We start from the raw sequence: 19,031 nt of genomic DNA on the forward strand, positions 1-19,031 counted from the left end.
ATGCGCCGCCTCCCCCTGCTCGCCGCGCTCGCGCTGGTCGCCGGCTGCACCCGCGCCGGGCCGGATTATCACCCGCCGGTCGCCGGCCCCGCCAACGATCCCGCCGCGACCGGCAAGTTCCTCTCCGCGCAGGACAAGGCGTTCGCCGACGAGCCGCTGCCCGATCACTGGTGGCGGCTCTACGCCGATCCGCGGCTCGATACCCTGGTCGAGCAGGCGCTCGCGGCCAATACCGATCTGCGCGCCGCCGACGCCAATCTCCGTCGCGCCGAGGCGGTGGTCCGGCAGACCGAGGCCACGCGCCAGCTGACCACCGATCTCTCCGGCGGCACGACGTTGTCCCGCCCCTCCGGCACCGGTATCACGCTGCCGGGAACGCTCGGCTATAATCTCGGCATCTCGGTGGGCTATCCGCTCGACGTGCGCGGTAAGATTGCTCGCGCGATCGAGGCGAGCCTTGCCGATCGTGACGCGGTCGCCGCCGCGCGCGATGCGGTGCGGATCAGCGTCGCCGCGGCCACCGCGCGCGCCTATGCCGATGTCTGCGCCGCCAATTTCCGGCTGGCCGCGACCCAGCGCATCGTCACCCTGCAGCGCCAGACCTTTGGCGCGACCCAGCGGCTCCAACGCGCCGGCCGCGGCACCGCCTTCGACGTGACCCGCGCCCAGGCGGCGGTGCAGACCAGCGAAGCCAATCTCCCGATCTTCGCCGCCCAGCGTCGCGCTGGGCTCTACACGCTCGCAGCCCTGCTCGGACGCCCTGCGGCCGATTATCCCCGCGACGTCGAGAGCTGCGCGGCCCTCCCAGCGCTGCCGCGTCCGATGCCCGTGGGCGATGGCGCTGCCATGATCCGGCGCCGCCCCGACATCCGTCAGGCCGAACGTACCATCGCCGGCGACACCGCGCGGATCGGCGTCGCTACCGCCGATCTCTACCCGCAGATCAACCTTGCAGGCTCGGCGGGGCTGAGCGGCCTCGTCGACCGGGCTGGTGGCCCCACCTCCTTCGGGTTCAGCCTGGGGCCGCTGATTAGCTGGAGCTTCCCCAACCGCCCCGCCGTCCGCGCGCGGATCGAGGCGGCCGGCGCGCAGGTAGATGCCGATATCGCGCGCTTCGACTCCACCGTGCTCAGCGCACTCCGCGATACCGAAACCGCGCTGGAGACCTATGCGCGCGACCGCGACCAGGCCGAGGCGCTCCGCCAGGCGCGCAACAGCGCGGCGACGGCGGCGGACCAGGCCGGGCGGCTGTTCCGCTTCGGCCGCAGCGACTTTCTCGCGCTGCTCCAGGCCCAGAGCAATCTCGCCCAGGCCGAGGCCAGCTATGCCACGGCACAGGCGCGTTTGCCGGACGATCAGATCGCAATCTTCCTCGCACTTGGCGGCGGCTGGGAATAAGAGCGGCGCCATGACCTTCACCGATATTGCGAGCCGGACCTACAACCACAACTTCCGGCTCGATCCGATCGTCCGCAGCCTGCTCGACACCGATTTCTACAAGCTGCTGATGCTGCAGATGATCCGGCGGCTGCATCCGGAGACGCAGGTCACTTTCTCTCTGATCAATCGCACCAAATCCGTGCGGCTGGCCGAGGTGATCGACGAAGCCGAACTGCGTGCGCAACTCGACCATGCCCGCACGCTGCGCTTCACCAAGAAGGAGCTGATCTGGCTCGCCGGCAACAGCTTCTACGGCAAGACCCAGATGTTCGCGCCCGACTTCATCGCCTGGCTCGCCGAATTCCAGTTGCCCGCCTATGAACTGGAGCGCCGCGACGGCCAGTTCGTGCTCCATTTCCACGGGCCCTGGACCCACACGACCATGTGGGAGATCCCGGCGCTGACCATCGTCAACGAACTCCGTTCGCGCGCGGCGATGCGTGGTCGCGACCGCTTCGCGCTCGACGTGCTCTACGCCCGCGCCAAGGCCAAATTGTGGGACAAGGTCGAGCGGCTGCGCCACCTGCCCGATCTGGTACTGTCCGACTTCGGCACCCGCCGCCGCCACGGCTTTCTGTGGCAGCGCTGGTGCGTCGAGGCGCTCAAGGAAGGCCTGGGCCACCGCTTCATCGGCACCTCCAACGTGCTGCTGGCGATGGACGCGGACCTGGAGGCGATCGGCACCAATGCGCACGAGCTGCCGATGGTCGAAGCAGCGCTATCGCCCGACGACGCCAGCCTCGCTGACGCGCCCTATCGCGTGCTCGAGCAATGGCGCGCGCACTATGGCGGCAACCTGCTGATCGCGCTGCCGGATGCGTTCGGCACCACCTCGTTCCTCGCGCGCGCCCCCGATTGGGTAGGCGACTGGACCGGCTTCCGCCCGGACAGCGCGCCGCCTATCCCCGGCGGCGAGCAGATCATCCGGTGGTGGCAGGAGCATGGGCGCGACCCGCGCGAGAAGCTGCTGATCTTCTCCGACGGCATGGACGTGGAGTCGATCGAGGCCACCTATCGCCACTTCAACGGCCGGGTGCGGATGAGCTTCGGCTGGGGCACCAACCTCACCAACGATTTCCGTGGCTGCGATCCCGACGGCGAAGCCGGGCTCGAGCCGATCTCGCTGGTCTGCAAGGTGGTGGCGGCGAACGGCCGCCCGGCGGTCAAGCTCTCGGACAACCCGGCCAAGGCGACCGGCGAGCCGGCCGAGATCGAGCGGTATCTACGCGTATTCGGCAGCGCAGGCCGCACCGAACAGCTAGTCCAGGTCTAGCCCCGCCAGTCGACCGAATTGCCATAGGGGTGGCAGGTCGCGAGTACCCGGCGTTCTTCCTGGCCGGGAAACCAGCTGAGCGACAGCCGCACCTCGCTACGCGTTTCGGTCCATTCGAAGCCGACCCAGGCGAGCGGCCGCTCGGGCGTGGCGTACTGCCCGGCATCGTGGATCATCGCGACGACTGCCGCACGGTCGCGCGGCGGGAGGTACTGCAGCACCATCGAGTGCATCACGACGCGGCATACCCCGGCCGCTTGCGGTTCGGCGAGCTGGCGGGCGAGCCATTCCGTCGCGTCGCCCTTCTCGATTTCGGGCGGGTGACGCCGCGCCATGCCGAGCGCTTCTTCCAGCCGGTGCAGCCGCAGCGGCTGGTCGGCGAAGATATAGGCCATCAGCCGCTCGCAGGTTGCCGGGTCAGCGGCGCTGAGCGGGTTGAGGTCGACGCCGCGCGCCGAGACTACCTCCAACGGCGCGGGCTGCGGTGCGGGGCCGTGCCAGTCGGGCGCGACCTGCACCGGCGAATGGCGGTCCCCGGCAAGCGCGCCCCCGAGATCGAAGCCGTAGCGACCGAGATTGAGGTTCAGGCCACAGCTCGATCCGACTTCGAGAATCTCGAATGGCAACCCGAAGCGATGACGAACCTGCATCAGCGCGGCGACGATCGCGCCCGAACGGCCGACTTCGTTCGTCTGAGGCGTGCGGCGCAGGAAGCCGGCGATCAGATCGTCCTCTTGGGCCAGCGCCTCGCCAATCGCGCCGTCGAAATCGTCATGCTCGTGGCGATAGAGCGCTGCCAGGGCCGGCGGATTGCCGCGGCGGGCAAGAAAGTGCAGCGCCGCGTTGAAGCGCATCGCCAGTGCCGCCGAAGCCGGATCGCCCTCCCAGTGCGTGATCAAGGCCTGGCTGTGCGGCCCGCGGCCCAGCTGGCGCAGGCCTGCCGACAGCACCTCGCCGATGAACGGCGAGCCAAGCTCGATGGCGACCCGCGCCATCCGCGCGATCTCCGCAATACCCGTCCGGGGAGCGATCATGTTCATTACCATTTTCCCGGGCAGAAGCCGCGTCGGATCTTGTCGCCGGAGGCCGTCCGATTCGCAACCGGATCGAACGGCCATAGCCGGGTATTCACGTGCTTCCGGGGATCAGAAGCTCTGCCAGTCGTCGTCCGCACCGTTGCTGCGAACGAGTGCCGAGACTGCGGCCGCAGGCAGCGGCTTGACGCTTCCGCCGTTGAACCGGCCGGGGGAAACGCGCGCGCTCGCCATCTGGGTAACCGCGCCATTGCCCACATTGAAGCGGCTTGCCTGTTCGGAAAGCACGCTGACTTCGCTGGCCAAGTTACGCGCTGCGGCGGAGGTTTCTTCCACCATCGCGGCATTCTGCTGGGTCGACTGGTCCATCGCACCCAGCGCGGCGCTAATTTCGGTGACTGCGCTCGACTGGGCGTGGTTGTCCGACGCCATGTTGCCAAGCAGCTGGTGCACTTCACCGACGCCGTTCGAGATGTCGGCCAGCGCACCGTCGACCCGTTGCACCGCCTGCACTGCCGTGACGATGTCGCTCTGGGTGGCGGTCAGCTGGTCGCGGGCGCGGCCGGCTTCTTCCTCGGCGCGCATCGCCAGCGCCGAGACGAGGTCGGCGACGACTGCGAAGCCGCGGCCCGCTTCCCCTGCCCGGCCGGCTTCGACCGCGGCGTTCATCGCGAGAACGCGGGTCTGGAAGGCGATCTTGTCGAGACCTTCGATGACGCTGTCGATACCCTTGGCGCTGTCCGACACGCGGGTCATCGCCTGCACGGCTTCGTCGGCGGTGCTGCGGCCGTTATCGACCGTCGACATGGTGCCGTCGGCGCGCTCCACCGTGCGGCCCGCAGCAGCAGCGGTCGCCTTGAGGCGCTGGTCCATCTGGGTGACGGCAGCGGCGGTCTCTTCCAGGCTGGCGGCATTGGCTTCGGTGCGGCGGGCCAGGTCTTCGCTCGCCTGGGCAATCTCGTTCGACCCGGTGCGGATCGACGCGGTCGCCTCTATCACGGATGCGATCAGCTCGCGCAGGCTCGACAGCGCATTGTTGAAGTTGGTCTTCACCACGCTGTATTCGCCGGGGAACTCGACGTTGATCTGCGCGGTGAGGTTGCCCTGCGCCAGTTCGGCGAGGTGCGAGGAGACGGTCTCGACGACCATTTTCTGCGTCGCCTCGGCCTTCGCGCTGGCGGCGTCCGACGCTTCCTTGGCAAGCGCGGCGTCGCGGAACACCAGCACCGCGCGGGCCATGTCGCCCAGTTCGTCGCCACGCGCGGTGGCGGGCACCTCGACATGGTTCCGGCCGGCGGCCAGGTCCGCCATGGTACGGGTCAGCTGACTGATCGGGCGGGCGATGATGCGGCTGAGCGTGACCGCCAGACCGATCGCGATGCCGATCAGCGCGATCGCGCCGATGATCAGCACGGTGGTAGCCGTAGCAATGGCGCCTTCCTGGCGCGCACCGTTCTTTTCGATCGCCTCGGCCTGCGCGTCTTTGATCGAGCGCAGCGGGAGCACCGCGGCCGAAACGAGCACCGCCTTGCCGGCGCCGCGGACCTCGGCCTGCGCTTCCTCGCGCCTGCCGGCCTTCACTTCGGCGATCAGGCGGTCGCCCCACTTCTCGCGCCACGACAGCGTTTCGGTCCGCGACTTGCGCAGCGCATCGAGCAGGGCCGGATCGGTGAGCAGCTTTTCGAGCTCGGCCGACGTCTCGTCATATTCGGTGCGCCCCTCGTCGTACGACTTGAGGTAGGTCGGGTCTGCGGTGACCAGGAAGCCGCGCAGCTGGCTATTCTGGCGCAGCAGCGCCGTTTCCAGCGTCAGCGTCTTCGAATGGATCTGCTGGCTGAGATTGTTCTGGTCGGTGACCGAACGGATCATCGAAATGTTCATGAAGAACACGATCATCACGATCGCTGCCGATGCGCAGATCAGCAGGAACGACAGTGCGAGCTTCCTCGGAATTTTCATCGATGCAATCATTTCTGGTCTTTCCGATAGTTTTTGGCGCGCCCGAACATGCTGTTGTCGATCGCGGCCTGCGCTGGGGCCGAGCCGATCGCCGAATGGGGGAGAACAGGCGTGATCACGCGCAGTCGGTGCCCGGCGCAAATGCCGCATGCCCTGCGGTTGCAAAGGCGACCGAGGCATCAGCAATGGCTAGAAACCGAACCTGCACGCGCATTCCCAATCCCGTTCCCGGTCTGTGGTTTATCGCATTATAGGAACGATCTCTTACCGATCGGTCACCGCAGGCATAAACAATGCCCCGTAGAAGCGCGTAAGGCACCCCGGAAAAACTCGGATACGGCGTAGGGAGGCTGCGTCCCGGGTCGGATGTTCCGAATAGGGCGGGATCGCGCGGTGATGTCTACGTTATAGTACGCAGTCGTGCAGATTGCATGCAGGCACTGCGATCGTGCGTCGCGCAGGATGGGGCGCATGCGCTGGATTGCGGCGCGCCCCCCCCAAAAGGCCGTCGCGTCGGACGGCGTTACTTGCGGTCCTTGCGGCCGCCCTTCCAGTACAGCAGGCCTGCGACGATCGCCGCCGAGCCGACGCCGATCGCCGCGCCCATGCCAATCTGGCGTGAACTCGGCATCCGGCGCTTGGCAGCCTCCGCCATTTCCTTGGCGATGGCAACCGCTTCCCCTTCCCCGGCGTGCGGCGCTTCGGCCTTGGGATAGGGCGACTGGGATTCGGCGGGCACGGGCGGTTTCTTGGTCATCATCTTCCTTCGACACACGCGGTCATCAACCGCCTTCTTCATGCGGCGGTTCCGCCCCGGCTTGCAAGGCGCAACCGCGCTCCGCCATAGCAGTGTGCGATGAACCCGATTTATTCCTCGATGGGCACCACCATCTTCGAAGCCATGTCCGCCCGCGCCCGCGCGAACGGCGCGATCAATCTCGGCCAGGGCTTTGCGGACGGCCGTGGGCCCGAGGCGGTGCTGGAGGCCGCCGCGCGCGCCGTGCTGGAGAAATCCAACCAGTATCCGCCGATGGCCGGACTGCCCGAACTGCGCCAGGCGATCGCCGATCATTACGCGCGGCATCAGGCGCTGAACCTGGCAGCGGAGGAAGTGATCGTCACTTCGGGCGCGACGGAGGCGCTGGCCGCCGCGCTGCTCGCGCTGATCGAGCCCGGAGACGAAGTGCTCTGCTTCCAGCCGCTCTACGATGCCTATGTGCCGCTGATCCGCCGCGCCGGCGGCGTGCCGCGCTTCGTCCGCCTGCAGCCGCCCGAGTGGCGTATCGAGCGTGCGGCACTCGAGGCAGCGGTGACCGCGAAGACCCGGCTGATCCTGCTCAACAATCCCCTCAACCCGGCAGCGACGATGGCCAGCGCCGAGGATCTGGCGATGCTCGCCGATTTCTGCGTCTCGCATGACCTCACCGCGATCTGCGACGAGGTTTGGGAGCATGTCACCTTCGACGGCGCGCGCCATCTGCCGCTGATCGGCTTTCCCGGCATGCGCGCGCGGACGGTGAAGATCGGTAGCGCGGGCAAGATCTTCGCGCTGACCGGCTTCAAGGTCGGCTGGATGTGCGCCGCCCCGCCCCTCGCCCGCGTGCTGGCCAAGGCGCACCAGTTCCTCACCTTCACCACCCCACCCAACCTGCAATGGGCAGTGGCCGAGGGGCTGGCGACGCAGGATGGCTGGGTACAGGACGCCCGCCAGCGCTTCCAGGCCGGACGCGACCGGCTCGCGGCCGGCCTGCGCGACGCCGGTTTCGCGGTGCTGCCGAGTGCCGCGACCTATTTCCTTTCCGTCGACCTCACCGCCTCCGGGCTGACTATGGACGACGTGACCTTCAGCGAACGGCTGGTCGAGGAGGCCAGGGTCGCGACGATCCCGGTTTCAGCCTTCTATGCCGAGCACCCGGTGACCAATGTCGTCCGCTTCTGCTTCGTCAAGGAAGACGCCGTGCTCGACGACGCGCTCGCCCGCGTGCAGGCGTGGCGCGCAGCATTGAACTGACGCTTCAGATGCAGTCGAGCACCCCGCGCTCGGTGATGTAGCCCGTCACCAGTCGCGCCGGGGTCACGTCGAAGGCGGGGTTGAGCGCCGGGGAGTCCGTGACGCGGACCGTCGCGATGCGCCCGGTATCGTCGGGGCCGGTCAGCCGCGTCAATTCTTCCGGCGAGCGCGCCTCGATCGGGATGTCAGCGCCGCTGGCGGTGGCGGGATCGAAGGTCGTGTAGGGCAGCGCGACATAGAAGGGCACGCCATTGTCCTGCGCCGCGAGCGCCTTCAGATAGGTGCCGATCTTGTTGCAGACATCGCCATTTGCGGTCACCCGATCGGTGCCGACGATCACCGCGTCGACCTGCCCCTGCATCATCAGCAGGCCGCCGGCATTGTCGGCGACTACGGTATGCGGCACGCCGTGGTTGCGCAGCTCGAACGCAGTGAGCAGCGCGCCCTGGTTGCGCGGGCGCGTCTCGTCGACCCAGACATGCACCGGAATACCGGCATCGTGCGCGAGATAGATCGGCGCCGTCGCGGTGCCGTAATCCACCGTCGCCAGCCATCCGGCGTTGCAATGGGTGAGGATGTTGAGCGGCCGGTCCGGGTGCCTGGCGTGAAGTTCGCGGAGCAGGTCCAGCCCGTGCTCGCCGATGGCGCGGCAGAGCTCGGCATCCTCGTCGCAGATCGCGTCGGCCCGCGCATAAGCAGCAGCCGCGCGCTCCGTTTCGGGCAGCCCCTGCACCGCGGCGCGAACCTGGTCGAGCGCCCAGCGCAGGTTGATCGCGGTGGGCCGCGTCTCGACCAGCGTGGCATAGGCGGCATCGAGCCCAGCATCGCTGGCATCCACCACCAGCGCCATGGCGAGGCCGTACGCGGCCGTCGCCCCGATCATCGGCGCCCCGCGCGTCCACATCTCGCGGATCGCCACCGCTGCTGAATCGAGGTCGCGCAGTTCGACCCAGCGGATCTCCCAGGGGAGCTGGCGCTGATCAAGAATACATATGCCCTTCCCGTCTGCGGTGCGGGCGATTGAGCGGGTGTGCGTGCCTTCGAGGATCACAGGCGAATCTCCGCGAGCGAGTGAATGTCGGCCGGTCCGCCGGTTCGATCGATCAGGAGGGCGCCGAGCCCCGCTGCGCGTGCGGCCTCGACCTCCGCCTGCATGTCCGACACGAACAGGATTTCGATTGCTTCAAAGCCGGTCGCAGCCGCAATCTTGCTGTAGCTCTCAGCTTCGCGCTTCGGCCCGGTCGTGGTGTCGAAATAGCCGGAGAGCATCGGCGTCAGGTCGCCGGCGATCGAATGGCCGAAGATCAGCTTCTGCGCCGCGATCGAGCCCGAGGAGTAGATGTAGATCGCCACCCCGGCCGTGTACCAGCGATGCAGCGCCTCGGGCGTATCTGGATAGACGTGCCCCTGCAGTGCGCCGTCGGCATAGCCCTGCTCCCAGATCAGCCCCTGCAGCGTCTTGAGCGGCGTGGCCTTGCGATCCTCGGCGATCCAGTCGAGCAAGGTCGCCACCTTGTCCTCTCCGGGCACCTCGCCGAGGATCGGCGCGACCTCTTCAGAATGCGCCTCTACATAGCCCGCCAAATGCCTGGCAGCGTAGGGAAAAAGCACCTCCGCCACGAAGGCGATGCTGCTCGTTGTCCCCTCGATGTCGAGCAGGACGGCCTTGGTCTGGGTCATGGCAGATCTCGCTGCGCCGCGGGTCAGGCGGCGATGGGCCCGTGGCGCGGGAAACGATCGGCGATGGCGTCGCCGGTGAACTGCGCGATCCAGCCATCGGGGTTGGTGAACAGCCGGATTGCGGTGAAGCGCGGGCTCGGCCCCATGTCGAACCAATGCGGCGTCCCCGCCGGCACCGAGATCAGGTCGCCATTCGTGCAAAGAACTACATAGACACGATCGTTCAGATGCAGTGTGAAGAGCCCCTCACCTTCGACGAAGAAGCGCACTTCGTCCTCGGCATGGCGATGTTCGGACAGGAACTTGGCGCGAAGCGCGTCCTTTTCGGGATGATCGGGCACCATCCGGATCACGTCGACCGAGCGATAGCCCTGCTCCCCCTTCAGCCGCTCGACCTCGGGCGCAAAGGCGGCGAGCACCGCCGCCTGATCGGCATCGGCCGCGATCGCACGCGAGGGCCAGCGCTCGAACCGCACGCCGCGGATCGCCAGCTCCTCGGCGATCGTCACCGGGTCCTGCGTGTCGAGCAGCGGCGCCGCATCGGTTTCCGCGAAGATACGAAGTCGGCTCATCGTGCCCATGCCCGTCTGAAGCTGGCCTCGGCGAGCTCGGCGGCGATCATCCACTCGGTCGCCTCCAGCACGCGTTCGGCCTCGTCCACGTCCTTGCCCCAGGCATAGAGCCCGTGGCTGCGGATGAGATACGCCGGAATGGCGCCGGGCGCCAGCAGCGCCGGGCGGATCGCCGCCTCGATCACCGCCATGTCCTGGCTGTTGTCGACGATCGGCAGCCGCACCTCGGCCTCGTGGGTCCTGTGGCCCGGATAGGCCTTGAGCATTTCGTGCCCCGCCAGCGTGATGCCGTCGGCATCGGTCGCCCGGCTCAGCCCCACCGCCTGCGGCGAATGGCCATGGAGCACCGCGTCGGCTTCGGGAAACAGGCGATAGATCGCCAGATGGAGATCGGTCTCGGCGGACGGCTTGCCGGTAGTGAGCGGCTGGCCATCCGGGTCCACGCGCATGATCCCATCGCTGGTCAGCCGGCCCTTGTGGCGGCCCGAAACGGTCAGCGCGATGCTGCCGTCGTCCAGCCGGGCCGAATAGTTGCCCGAGGTCGCCGGTGCCCAGCCGCGCGCGTCGAGCCGCCTGCCGGCCTCGATCAGCGCCGCGACGGCCTGTTCATAGGACATGGTCATGCCGCGCCTCTAGCGCTTCGCAGGCGCGGCGCGACACAGAATTTTTCGCTTGGGGAACAGATCAACGATGCCAGTGCGATGCGGCGCGATTCGCGCAATCGTGAACACCTCCCGTCCCGAAACGGCATGACGGCTCGGTGAACCGGGCAGCAGGTGCGCCGAAACGCGCCACTCACGGGCATTACCGGAACCACCGTTAACGATGCTTCTGCTATACGGTTTCCCGGGCATGACAGAAATTTGCGGGCGCAGAACAAAGATCATGGATTCGAACGCTTCGGTACAAACGCGTCGGGCTTTGCTCAAATCGGCGCTGGTAATGGCGAGCGGCGCAGCGGTCTCCGCCTGCGCCTCGCGCACCATTGGGACGACGATGGCGGCCGCCGCGCCGGCACCGCGGATACAGCCGGCGCCGGTCGCCTCGCTGAACCCGGCACCCAAGGTCGCTGCCCAGGCGCGGATCGTGCCTGCCGGCATCCGGCCCGACCTGTTCAAGCGCGCCACCGCCGCGCTCGACCGGCACTCGATGCATGTCGACACGCACGACCGGATTGCGATCGCCGACTTCTCGCTGCCTTCGTCGCAGCCGCGCTTCTTTCTGGTCAACATGGGCACCGGCGAGGTGGAGCCGCTGCTGGTGGCGCATGGCATCGGTTCCGATCCCGGCCATACCGGCCTGCTCCAGCGCTTCTCCAACCAGATCAATTCGGAAGCCACATGCGAAGGCGCGTTCCTCACCGCTGATTATTATGTCGGCAAGCACGGGGATTCGCAGCGGCTGATCGGCCTCGACCCGACCAACAACAATGCGCTGGCGCGTGCGATCGTCGTCCACTCCGCCTGGTATGCGAACCCGGACATGGTCTCGAAGCACGGCAAGCTCGGCCGCAGCCAGGGCTGCTTCGCGGTCGGCGAGCGGCAACTGGCCAAGGTGTTCGAGCGCCTGGGGCCCGGTCGCATGATCTACGCGACCAAGGCGTGAACCTACGTTAGCCCCTCCCCTCCAGGGGAGGGGGTTGGGGTGGGGCAATGTCTCGCCGAGACGAACAGCTGTTCTGGAATCCCTCCATCCCCAAACCCCTCCTCTCAAGAGGAGGGACTCAAGAAGGGCGGATACATCCCGCGCCCGCGGGGTTGGCAGGCCATGGTCCCCGGCATAGGACACACGCATGGCCGATCCGCATCCGTTCTTCGCGCTCCACCGCCACGGCATGATCCGCGCGGGCGTCTGCACGCCCGTCGGCACCGTCGCCGATCCCGCCGCCAACGCCCGCGCGACCATCGCACTGGCGAAGCAGGGCGACGCGGCAGGGGCGGATATCCTCGTCTTCCCCGAGCTCAACGTCACCAGCTATGCGATCGACGACCTGCACCTGCAGGACACGATCCTCGCCTCCACCCAGGCCGGTATCGCCGCGATCGTCGAGGCGAGCCGTGATCTGAAGCCGGTGCTGCTCGTCGGCGCCGCGCTGGCGCGCAACGGCCGGCTCTATAACTGCGCGGTCGCGATCGCGCGCGGCCGTATCCTCGGCGTGGTGCCCAAGACCTATCTGCCCAACTACCGCGAATATTACGAGAAGCGCTGGTTCGCCTCGGGTTCCGGACTGCGCGACCTGGAGATCACCGTCGCCGGCCAGACGGTGCCGTTCGGCCCCGACCTGCTGTTCGCCGCCGAAGACCTGGCCGACTTCGTCTTCCATATCGAGATCTGCGAGGATTATTGGGCGCCCCAGCCTCCCTCCACCGAGGGTGCGATGGCTGGTGCGCTCGTGCTGTGCAACCTGTCGGCCTCGAACATCGTGATCGGCAAGGGCCGCGAGCGCGAGTTGCTCTGCGCCTCGCAGAGCTCGCGGACGATTTCGGCGTATCTCTATTCCGCCTCGGGCCCCGGCGAGAGCACCACCGACCTTGCCTGGGACGGCCAGGGGCTGATCTACGAGTTCGGCGAGAAGCTGGCGGCCTCGCAGCGCTTCGAGCTGGCCGATGCGATCACCTATGCCGATCTCGACCTCGAGCGTCTGCGGCTGGAGCGGATGCGTGACGGCACGTTCAACGACAATGCCCGCAATGCCGGCATGCCCGAGACCCGCTTCCGCCGCATCGGCTTCGCGCACCAGCCCGACTTTGCCGATCGCGGCCTGCTCCGGCCGACACGCCGCTTCCCCTTCGTGCCCAACACGCCGGCGGCGCTGGAGGAGGATTGCTACGAAGCATTCAACATCCAGGTGGAAGGCCTGCGCCAGCGCCTCGCTTCGACCAAGAGCAAGGCGCTGATCATCGGCATTTCGGGCGGGCTCGATTCCACCCATGCGTTGATCGTCGCCGCCAAGGCGATGGACCGGCTCGGCCGCCCGCGTACCGACATTCTCGGCTACACCATGCCAGGCTTCGCGACGAGCGAGGGCACCAAGTCCAACGCCTGGGCGCTGATGCGCGCGATCGGCATCACTGCCGCCGAGATCGACATCCGCCCGACAGCGCGCCAGATGCTCGCCGATCTCGGCCACCCCTTCGCCAGCGGCGAACCGGTGTACGACATCACCTTCGAGAACGTCCAGGCGGGGCTGCGCACGGACTATCTGTTCCGCCTCGCCAATCGCAACGGCGGCTTCGTGCTCGGGACCGGCGACCTGTCCGAGCTGGCGCTGGGCTGGTCGACCTATGGCGTGGGCGACCAGATGAGCCATTACGGCGTCAATGCAGGCGTACCCAAGACGCTGATCCAGTATCTGATCCGCTGGAGCGTCGAGAGCGGCCAGTTCGACGGCGAGGCGGCCACCGTGCTGCTCTCGATCCTCGATACCGAAATCTCGCCCGAGCTCGTACCCGCCGATGCCGATGGCAAGATGCAGAGCACCCAGGACCGGATCGGCCCGTACGAGCTGCATGACTTCTTCCTGCACCATATCGCGCGCTTCGGGCTCAAGCCGTCCAAGGTAGCGTTCCTCGCCTGGCACGCGTGGAAGGATGCGGAAGCAGGCTTGTGGCCGATCGGCTTCCCGATGGAGGGGCGCAACAGCTACGACCTGGCAACCATCGCCAAGTGGCTGGAAACCTTCCTGTTCCGCTTCTTCCAGATCAGCCAGTTCAAGCGCTCGGCGCTGCCCAATGGGCCGAAAGTTTCCGGCGCCGCAGCGCTCAGCCCGCGCGGGGACTGGCGCGCGCCGTCGGACAGCGTCGCGACCGCGTGGATCGAGGAACTGCGCGCCGCCCTGCCCTGAGCGCCCTCAGCCGCGGGCAACCGCCCGGATCTTGCGCAACAGCTCGTGCGATTCAAAGGGCTTGCGCAGGATGGTGACGTTGGGCGAGGCGATCGCGTCGAGCTTGTTGGAATCCGCGAAGCCGGTGATCAGGATCACCGGCAGCTGCGGATCGGTGGTCGCAACCTGGCTGGCGACTTCGCTGCCGCTCAGCTCGGGCATCGCGAAATCGACCACCAGCGCGCCGAAGCGGCGGCTCTGCACCAGCGCCACGCCAGCGGCGCCGTCCGCCGCCTCCTCCACCACCGCGCCCGCGGAACGCAGCATCTCCGCCAGCGATGCGCGGACATGCGCGTCGTCGTCGACCAGCGCGATCGTCATGCCCGCGAGGCTGATCCGCTCGTCGCGCGCGGAATCGTCCTGCACATCGCGGCGCGGCTCGACCGTGGCGAGCGGCAACAGCAGCGTAACGGTGGTGCCCTGCCCCAGCACGCTGTCGATCAGCAGCGTGCCGCCTGACTGGCGCAGCACGCCGAACGCCATCGACAGCCCCATGCCGGTGCCCTTGCCGACGCCCTTGGTCGAAAAGAATGGTTCGACGGCCCGCGCGACCACCTCGGGCGGCATGCCCATGCCGGTATCGGCGATGCGCAGCGCGACATAGTCGCCCGCGGGCACGTCGGGCGCCACCTTGCCGCTGCGCAGTTCGGCGGAAATCGTCAGCACCCCGCCTTCGGGCATCGCGTCTCGCGCGTTGAAGGCGAGATTGAGCACCGCGAGTTCGAGCTGCAGCGCATCGGTCTGCACGTTCCACACCGGATCGATCCGCTCGATCCGCACGCGTCCCAGCGGCGCCACCGCGCGCTCGACCAGCCCGGCCATGCCGCCGACCAGCTCGGCCAGCCGCACCGACTTCACGTCGAGCCGCTGCTTGCTAGAGAAGGCGAGCAACTGGCCGGTCAGCTGGCGGCCGCGCTCCACCGCATCGAGCGCGCTAGATGTCCAGCGGATCACGCGATCGGCATCGTCGGGCTTGCGCGAGATCAGCTCGAGATTGCCGGCGATCGCCTGCAGCAGGTTGTTGAAATCGTGCGCGATCCCGCCGGTGAGCTGACCCACCGCTTCCAGCTTCTGCGCCTGAAGCAACGCCGCCTCGACATTCTCGCGCTGCGCGACTTCGCTCTTCAGCTCGGCGAGCGCGGCGTCCCGCTGCTCCACCATAGCGGCGAGCTGGGCATTGGCTTCCTTGAGCTTTTCCGACGACGGCAGACGGGTCAGCGTCGGCAGCAACGGCCAGAGGAGGACGGCGGTGGTCACCGACGCCACCGCCGTCACCAGCTTGACCAGCGCCTCCACACCATAAAGCGGACGGAACAGCGTCACCACGCCCATCACATGCGTCATGCCGCAGGCGAGGATGAAGAGCGCGAAGCACCAGAAGACCCAGCCGAACGCCAGGTCCTTGCGGCTGCGCACCAGTGCGACAAGGGCGATCGGGATCGAGAAATAGGACAGCGCTATCAGCGTATCGGCGACGATATGGGTCCACAGCAAAAGCGGCTGCCACGACAGGCAATAGCCGTGGGGCGAGTAATTGCCGCTCCAGAAGGCTGCAAACAGACTTTCCATCCATCCCCCTGCCGCCGGCCGTCGCCGACAGAAAATTGCGCACGGCCTAGCGCATGCGAATGCGAAGCGGAACTAAGGAAAAAACCCGGTGACGTTCGAAAGATCGCTGGAGGAGTTGATGTTGGGAATGGGTGCCCCCCAATCGATTGCTACGGCGCCGATATGCGCGCCCCAGGCCTTCATCGACGTCCGTGCGCCGGAAGCGATATAGGCGTCGCACAGGGGGGCGAGCCCGGCATCCCAGATGCCGAGCACCGGCAGCTGCGCAACGAAGCCCGAGCCTGCGTGCCCGACGACGGCCTCCAGCAGCGCCGCCGGCAGCAGCGGCGTGTCGCAGGGCGCGACGAGGACGCGCCCCACGCCGCGCCCGGCGGCGGCATGGAGCGCCGCGTTGAGGCCGCCCAAAGGCCCCAGGCCCGGCGCCGGACGATCGGGGATGCCGCCCTCGCCTGCCCGTCCGCACAGGATGACCCCGTCGCAATGAGGTCCCAGCGCGGCAGCGACATGGTCGATCAATGCGCGCCCGTCGAGTTCCGCCAGCGCCTTGTCGGACCCGAAGCGTCGCGCCTGCCCACCCGCGAGGATCGCGCCGAGCGGCTTCATGGCACCAGCCGCAGCATGGCGTCGGACCGAACGAGCGCGGCGAGCCGCAACCCCGCCTCCCGGGCCCGCGCTGCGGCCAATGCGGTGGGGGCGGAGATGGCCGCCAGCAGCGGGCAGCCTGCGAGCACCGCTTTCTCGACCAGTTCGAACGAGCAGCGCGCACTGATCAGCGCGAAACCGCCATCCCAGCCCAGCCGCTGCCGCGCCATCGCGCCTACCAGCTTGTCGAAAGCATTGTGGCGGCCGACATCCTCTCGAACGAGCAGGATCTCCCCGTCCGCCGCACAAAGCGCGGCTGCATGCGCCGCCCCCGTCTCGCGGTTGAGCGGCTGATGGTCGCGCAGCGCCTCGGCCGCGCGAAAGATCGCCGCCGACGATGCCGTGCTTTCCGCCTCAATCTTCGGCAGCGGGCGGAGCGCCGCTTCAAGATTGTTGATCCCGCACAACCCGCAGCTCGAATCGGTGGTCCGATGCCGCACGCGCTCGATCACCGCCGCGGGATCCGCGAGCGTCACCCGCAGCACGACCCCCTGCGCCACCGGGTGGCTCTCCACGTCCACCGCTACCCCCAGCCGCTCGGCCGCCACGAAACCGGTGGCGAAATCCTCCAGGTCGGCGGGCGTCGCCATCATCACGGCGTAGCCCAGCCCGTTGATTTCGATCGCAACCGGCACTTCCGCGATCAAGCTGCGTTGGAGCCGGGTCTCCGACCCGTCGGGCGTCACGCGATCGAACCACATATCCATGGGTTCAGGATAGGCATGCGTCATCGGCGGGTATAGGGAAAAGGCGTGGTTTGAAGGAGCGTGGCGATGGCCCGGGCGAAAGACGGAACAATTCACTATTCGGGCGCCGAGGGCGGTTGGGGCTCGATGCGCGGCATGGCGCTGGTCGCCGGTGCCGAGCGCCCGAGCGCCGATGCGCTGAAGACGCTCGCCAAGCAGAACAAGCCGGGCGGCATGATGTGCACCTCCTGCGCCTGGACCAAGCCGGCCAAGCCGCACATGTTCGAATTCTGCGAGAACGGCGCCAAGGCCACGCTGTGGGACCTCACCACCCGCCGCGCGACGCCCGAGTTCTTCGCCCAGCACACGCTCAGCGAGATGAAGGGCTGGAGCGACTATGACCTTGAACAGGCCGGCCGTCTGACCAACCCGATGCGCTACGACCGCGCCACCGACAAATATCTCCCCTGCACCTGGGAAGAGGCCTATCAGGCGATCGGCAAAAAGCTGCGCGGTTATGATCCGAAGAGCACGATCTTCTATGCTTCGGGCAAGGCGAGCCTGGAGACGAGCTATGCCTGGGCGCTGTTCGCGCGGCTCTATGGCCACAACAACCTGCCCGACAGCTCGAACATGTGCCACGAGAGCACGTCGGTCGCGCTGCCGGAAACCATCGGCGTGCCGGTGGGCACCGTGCGGCTCGAAGACTTCGAGCACGCCGAGGCGATCTTCTTCTTCGGCCAGAACGTCGGCACCAACAGCCCGCGCATGCTCCATCCGCTGCAGGAAGCGCGCGAACGCGGCGTGCCCGTGGTGACCTTCAACCCGATCAAGGAGCCGGGGCTCCTGCACTTCGCCAACCCGCAGTCGCCCGTGGACATGCTCACGCCGAAGGACACGGCGATCAGCACCCATTACCTGCAGGTGCGCAACGGGGGCGACCTCGCCGCCCTCACGGGCCTGTGCAAATGGCTCATCGAGGCCGACGACGAGGCGCAGGCCCACGGTGCCATCCGGGTGCTGGATGCGGACTTCATCGCGCAGCACACGCAGGGCATCGACGCGTTCGCGGCCGCGATGCGCGCGAGCCGCTGGGACGACATCGAGCGGGACAGCGGCCTCTCGCGCGCCGCGCTCTCACAGGCCGCGCAGACCTATGCGCAGGCCGGCACGGTGATCGCCGTCTACGGCATGGGCCTGACCCAGCACCGCCACGGCGTCGCCAACGTGCAGATGGTGAGCAACCTGCTGCTGCTGCGCGGCAACATCGGCAAGCCGGGCGCGGGCATCTGCCCGGTGCGCGGCCACTCCAACGTGCAGGGCCAGCGTACCGTCGGCATCACGGAAAAGCCCGAACTCGCGCCGCTGGACCGCCTCGCCGGGCTCTACCGCTTCGAGCCCCCGCGCCACAAGGGCCGCGACACCGTCGCGACCTGCGAGGGCATCATCGACGGATCGGTACGCGCCTTCATCGGCCTGGGCGGCAACTTCGTGCGCGCCGCGCCCGACACACGCCGGCTGGAAGCGGGCTGGAGCCGCCTGCGGCTCGCCGTGCACGTGGCCACGCGCCTCAACCACACCCACGTCCTGCCCGCGCAGGACACCTACCTGCTGCCCTGCCTCGGCCGCATCGAGGTGGACACGCAGGCCTCCGGCCCGCAGACCGTGTCGATCGAAGACTCCATGGGCGTGATCCACCCGTCGCACGGCGTCGCCGAACCTGCCGCGCCCACGCTGCGCTCCGAGGCCGCGATCGTCGCGGGCATCGCCCGGGCCACGCTGCCGGAGAACCCGCACGTTCCCTGGGACGCCTGGACGGGCGACTACACGCTCGTGCGCACCGCCATCGAAGCCACCTGGCCGGACGTCTTCCGCGACTTCCACCACCGGCTGCGCGAGCCCGGCGGCCTGCCCAAGCCCAACGCCGCCCGGGAGAGGCACTGGAAGACACCCAGCGGCAAGGCCTGCTTCGTGGTGCCCCCGGCCGGTGCCGGCACGGTGCCGGACGCCGAGGTACTGCACCTCATGACCCTGCGCAGCGAGGACCAGTTCAACACCACCGTCTACAGCATGGACGACCGCTTCCGCAACATCCAGGGCACGCGCAACGTCCTGCTGATGCACCCCGGCGACATGGCCCGCCGCGGCCTCGCGCAGGGCGACGCCGTGCGCGTGACCACCGCCGTCCAGGATGGCCACCAGCGGCAGCTGGAGGGCCTGCAGGCGGTGCCCTTCGACCTGCCTGCCGGCACGGCGGCCGGCTACTTCCCTGAATGCAACCC

General features: G+C 67.9%; 17 protein-coding genes. 6 read left to right on the plus strand and 11 right to left on the minus strand.

Annotated elements, in window-relative coordinates; genetic code table 11:
• Window positions 1-1,398 carry an efflux transporter outer membrane subunit gene (locus QZ670_RS10385; protein ID WP_294254733.1) on the plus strand — a complete coding sequence of 466 codons (1,398 nt, stop codon included), beginning with the start codon at window positions 1-3 and terminating at the stop codon, window positions 1,396-1,398.
• Window positions 1,399-1,408: 10 nt separating this feature from the next.
• Window positions 1,409-2,713, plus strand: coding sequence for a nicotinate phosphoribosyltransferase (gene pncB, locus QZ670_RS10390; RefSeq protein ID WP_294254735.1), 1,305 nt, complete (start codon window positions 1,409-1,411; stop codon window positions 2,711-2,713).
• On the opposite strand, the gene QZ670_RS10395 is transcribed toward pncB, so the two are convergent.
• The 3 genes from QZ670_RS10395 to QZ670_RS10405 form a co-directional block, all read right to left on the minus strand.
• Complete coding sequence (locus QZ670_RS10395; protein ID WP_294254738.1) at window positions 2,710-3,753, minus strand: DUF2332 family protein; 1,044 nt, start codon at window positions 3,751-3,753, stop codon at window positions 2,710-2,712. The two genes, pncB and QZ670_RS10395, sit on opposite strands and share 4 nt — an antisense overlap.
• Window positions 3,754-3,858: 105 nt before the next feature.
• Window positions 3,859-5,718 (minus strand): methyl-accepting chemotaxis protein, encoded by a 1,860-nt coding sequence (locus tag QZ670_RS10400; protein WP_294254740.1) that lies wholly within the window; start codon window positions 5,716-5,718, stop codon window positions 3,859-3,861.
• A 511-nt stretch (window positions 5,719-6,229) separates the two neighbouring features.
• Complete coding sequence (locus QZ670_RS10405; RefSeq protein WP_294254742.1) at window positions 6,230-6,463, minus strand: hypothetical protein; 234 nt, start codon at window positions 6,461-6,463, stop codon at window positions 6,230-6,232.
• A 99-nt stretch (window positions 6,464-6,562) separates the two neighbouring features.
• Here QZ670_RS10405 and QZ670_RS10410 point away from each other — a divergent pair, with 99 nt between their 5' ends.
• The gene (locus QZ670_RS10410) at window positions 6,563-7,717 is read left to right on the plus strand and encodes an aminotransferase (protein WP_294254745.1); all 1,155 of its coding nucleotides are present in this window, start codon (window positions 6,563-6,565) and stop codon (window positions 7,715-7,717) included.
• A gap of 4 nt (window positions 7,718-7,721) precedes the next feature.
• On the opposite strand, the gene mtnA is transcribed toward QZ670_RS10410, so the two are convergent.
• Genes mtnA through QZ670_RS10435 form a run of 5 tightly spaced genes read right to left on the minus strand, consistent with a single transcriptional unit; the run spans window position 7,722 to window position 11,069 of the window.
• Entirely contained in the window at window positions 7,722-8,768 is a 1,047-nt protein-coding gene (mtnA, locus tag QZ670_RS10415) for an S-methyl-5-thioribose-1-phosphate isomerase (RefSeq protein WP_294254748.1), read from the minus strand.
• Window positions 8,765-9,397 (minus strand): acireductone synthase, encoded by a 633-nt coding sequence (gene mtnC, locus QZ670_RS10420; protein ID WP_294254750.1) that lies wholly within the window; start codon window positions 9,395-9,397, stop codon window positions 8,765-8,767. Before mtnC ends, mtnA begins: the two co-directional genes overlap by 4 nt.
• A gap of 23 nt (window positions 9,398-9,420) precedes the next feature.
• A complete protein-coding gene (locus QZ670_RS10425; RefSeq protein ID WP_365894627.1) occupies window positions 9,421-9,969 on the minus strand; it encodes a cupin domain-containing protein in 549 nt (182 codons plus the stop codon).
• The gene (locus QZ670_RS10430; protein ID WP_294254756.1) at window positions 9,966-10,592 is read right to left on the minus strand and encodes a methylthioribulose 1-phosphate dehydratase; all 627 of its coding nucleotides are present in this window, start codon (window positions 10,590-10,592) and stop codon (window positions 9,966-9,968) included. The genes QZ670_RS10425 and QZ670_RS10430 overlap by 4 nt, the downstream gene beginning before the upstream one ends.
• 9 nt (window positions 10,593-10,601) lie before the next feature.
• A complete protein-coding gene (locus tag QZ670_RS10435; RefSeq protein ID WP_294254790.1) occupies window positions 10,602-11,069 on the minus strand; it encodes a hypothetical protein in 468 nt (155 codons plus the stop codon).
• On the opposite strand from QZ670_RS10435, the gene QZ670_RS10440 reads away from it, so the two are divergent.
• Window positions 10,966-11,574, plus strand: coding sequence for a murein L,D-transpeptidase catalytic domain family protein (locus QZ670_RS10440; protein ID WP_294254758.1), 609 nt, complete (start codon window positions 10,966-10,968; stop codon window positions 11,572-11,574). The genes QZ670_RS10435 and QZ670_RS10440 overlap by 104 nt on opposite strands.
• Before the next feature lie 187 nt (window positions 11,575-11,761).
• Window positions 11,762-13,813 (plus strand): NAD(+) synthase, encoded by a 2,052-nt coding sequence (locus tag QZ670_RS10445; protein ID WP_294254761.1) that lies wholly within the window; start codon window positions 11,762-11,764, stop codon window positions 13,811-13,813.
• 6 nt (window positions 13,814-13,819) lie between these two features.
• Here QZ670_RS10445 and QZ670_RS10450 read toward each other — a convergent pair whose 3' ends face one another.
• The 3 genes from QZ670_RS10450 to fdhD form a co-directional block, all read right to left on the minus strand.
• Window positions 13,820-15,421, minus strand: coding sequence for a response regulator (locus QZ670_RS10450; RefSeq protein WP_294254763.1), 1,602 nt, complete (start codon window positions 15,419-15,421; stop codon window positions 13,820-13,822).
• Window positions 15,422-15,493: 72 nt separating this feature from the next.
• Window positions 15,494-16,024 carry a molybdenum cofactor guanylyltransferase gene (locus QZ670_RS10455; RefSeq protein ID WP_294254765.1) on the minus strand — a complete coding sequence of 177 codons (531 nt, stop codon included), beginning with the start codon at window positions 16,022-16,024 and terminating at the stop codon, window positions 15,494-15,496.
• On the minus strand, window positions 16,021-16,770 hold the full coding sequence (gene fdhD / locus QZ670_RS10460) for a formate dehydrogenase accessory sulfurtransferase FdhD (RefSeq protein WP_294254767.1): 750 nt from the start codon (window positions 16,768-16,770) through the stop codon (window positions 16,021-16,023). The genes QZ670_RS10455 and fdhD overlap by 4 nt, the downstream gene beginning before the upstream one ends.
• 66 nt (window positions 16,771-16,836) lie before the next feature.
• On the opposite strand from fdhD, the gene QZ670_RS10465 reads away from it, so the two are divergent.
• A partial coding sequence (locus QZ670_RS10465) for an FdhF/YdeP family oxidoreductase (protein WP_294254769.1) occupies window positions 16,837-19,031 on the plus strand: 2,195 nt, incomplete at its 3' end.

It is taken from the genome of uncultured Sphingomonas sp. (assembly GCF_913774285.1).
GTDB lineage: Bacteria > Pseudomonadota > Alphaproteobacteria > Sphingomonadales > Sphingomonadaceae > Sphingomonas.

Bases quoted from the DNA above. Each gene is read 5' to 3' on its own strand.
- QZ670_RS10385 (WP_294254733.1), top strand. From the start codon at position 1: ATGCGCCGCCTCCCCCTGCTCGCCGCGCTCGCGCTGGTCGCCGGCTGC.
- pncB (WP_294254735.1), top strand. From the start codon at position 1,409: ATGACCTTCACCGATATTGCGAGCCGGACCTACAACCACAACTTCCGG.
- QZ670_RS10395 (WP_294254738.1), bottom strand. From the start codon at position 3,753: ATGAACATGATCGCTCCCCGGACGGGTATTGCGGAGATCGCGCGGATG.
- QZ670_RS10400 (WP_294254740.1), bottom strand. From the start codon at position 5,718: ATGATTGCATCGATGAAAATTCCGAGGAAGCTCGCACTGTCGTTCCTG.
- QZ670_RS10405 (WP_294254742.1), bottom strand. From the start codon at position 6,463: ATGACCAAGAAACCGCCCGTGCCCGCCGAATCCCAGTCGCCCTATCCC.
- QZ670_RS10410 (WP_294254745.1), top strand. From the start codon at position 6,563: ATGAACCCGATTTATTCCTCGATGGGCACCACCATCTTCGAAGCCATG.
- mtnC (WP_294254750.1), bottom strand. From the start codon at position 9,397: ATGACCCAGACCAAGGCCGTCCTGCTCGACATCGAGGGGACAACGAGC.
- QZ670_RS10425 (WP_365894627.1), bottom strand. From the start codon at position 9,969: ATGAGCCGACTTCGTATCTTCGCGGAAACCGATGCGGCGCCGCTGCTC.
- QZ670_RS10430 (WP_294254756.1), bottom strand. From the start codon at position 10,592: ATGACCATGTCCTATGAACAGGCCGTCGCGGCGCTGATCGAGGCCGGC.
- QZ670_RS10440 (WP_294254758.1), top strand. From the start codon at position 10,966: ATGGCGGCCGCCGCGCCGGCACCGCGGATACAGCCGGCGCCGGTCGCC.
- QZ670_RS10435 (WP_294254790.1), bottom strand. From the start codon at position 11,069: ATGCCGGCAGGCACGATCCGCGCCTGGGCAGCGACCTTGGGTGCCGGG.
- QZ670_RS10445 (WP_294254761.1), top strand. From the start codon at position 11,762: ATGGCCGATCCGCATCCGTTCTTCGCGCTCCACCGCCACGGCATGATC.
- QZ670_RS10450 (WP_294254763.1), bottom strand. From the start codon at position 15,421: ATGGAAAGTCTGTTTGCAGCCTTCTGGAGCGGCAATTACTCGCCCCAC.
- QZ670_RS10455 (WP_294254765.1), bottom strand. From the start codon at position 16,024: ATGAAGCCGCTCGGCGCGATCCTCGCGGGTGGGCAGGCGCGACGCTTC.
- fdhD (WP_294254767.1), bottom strand. From the start codon at position 16,770: ATGGATATGTGGTTCGATCGCGTGACGCCCGACGGGTCGGAGACCCGG.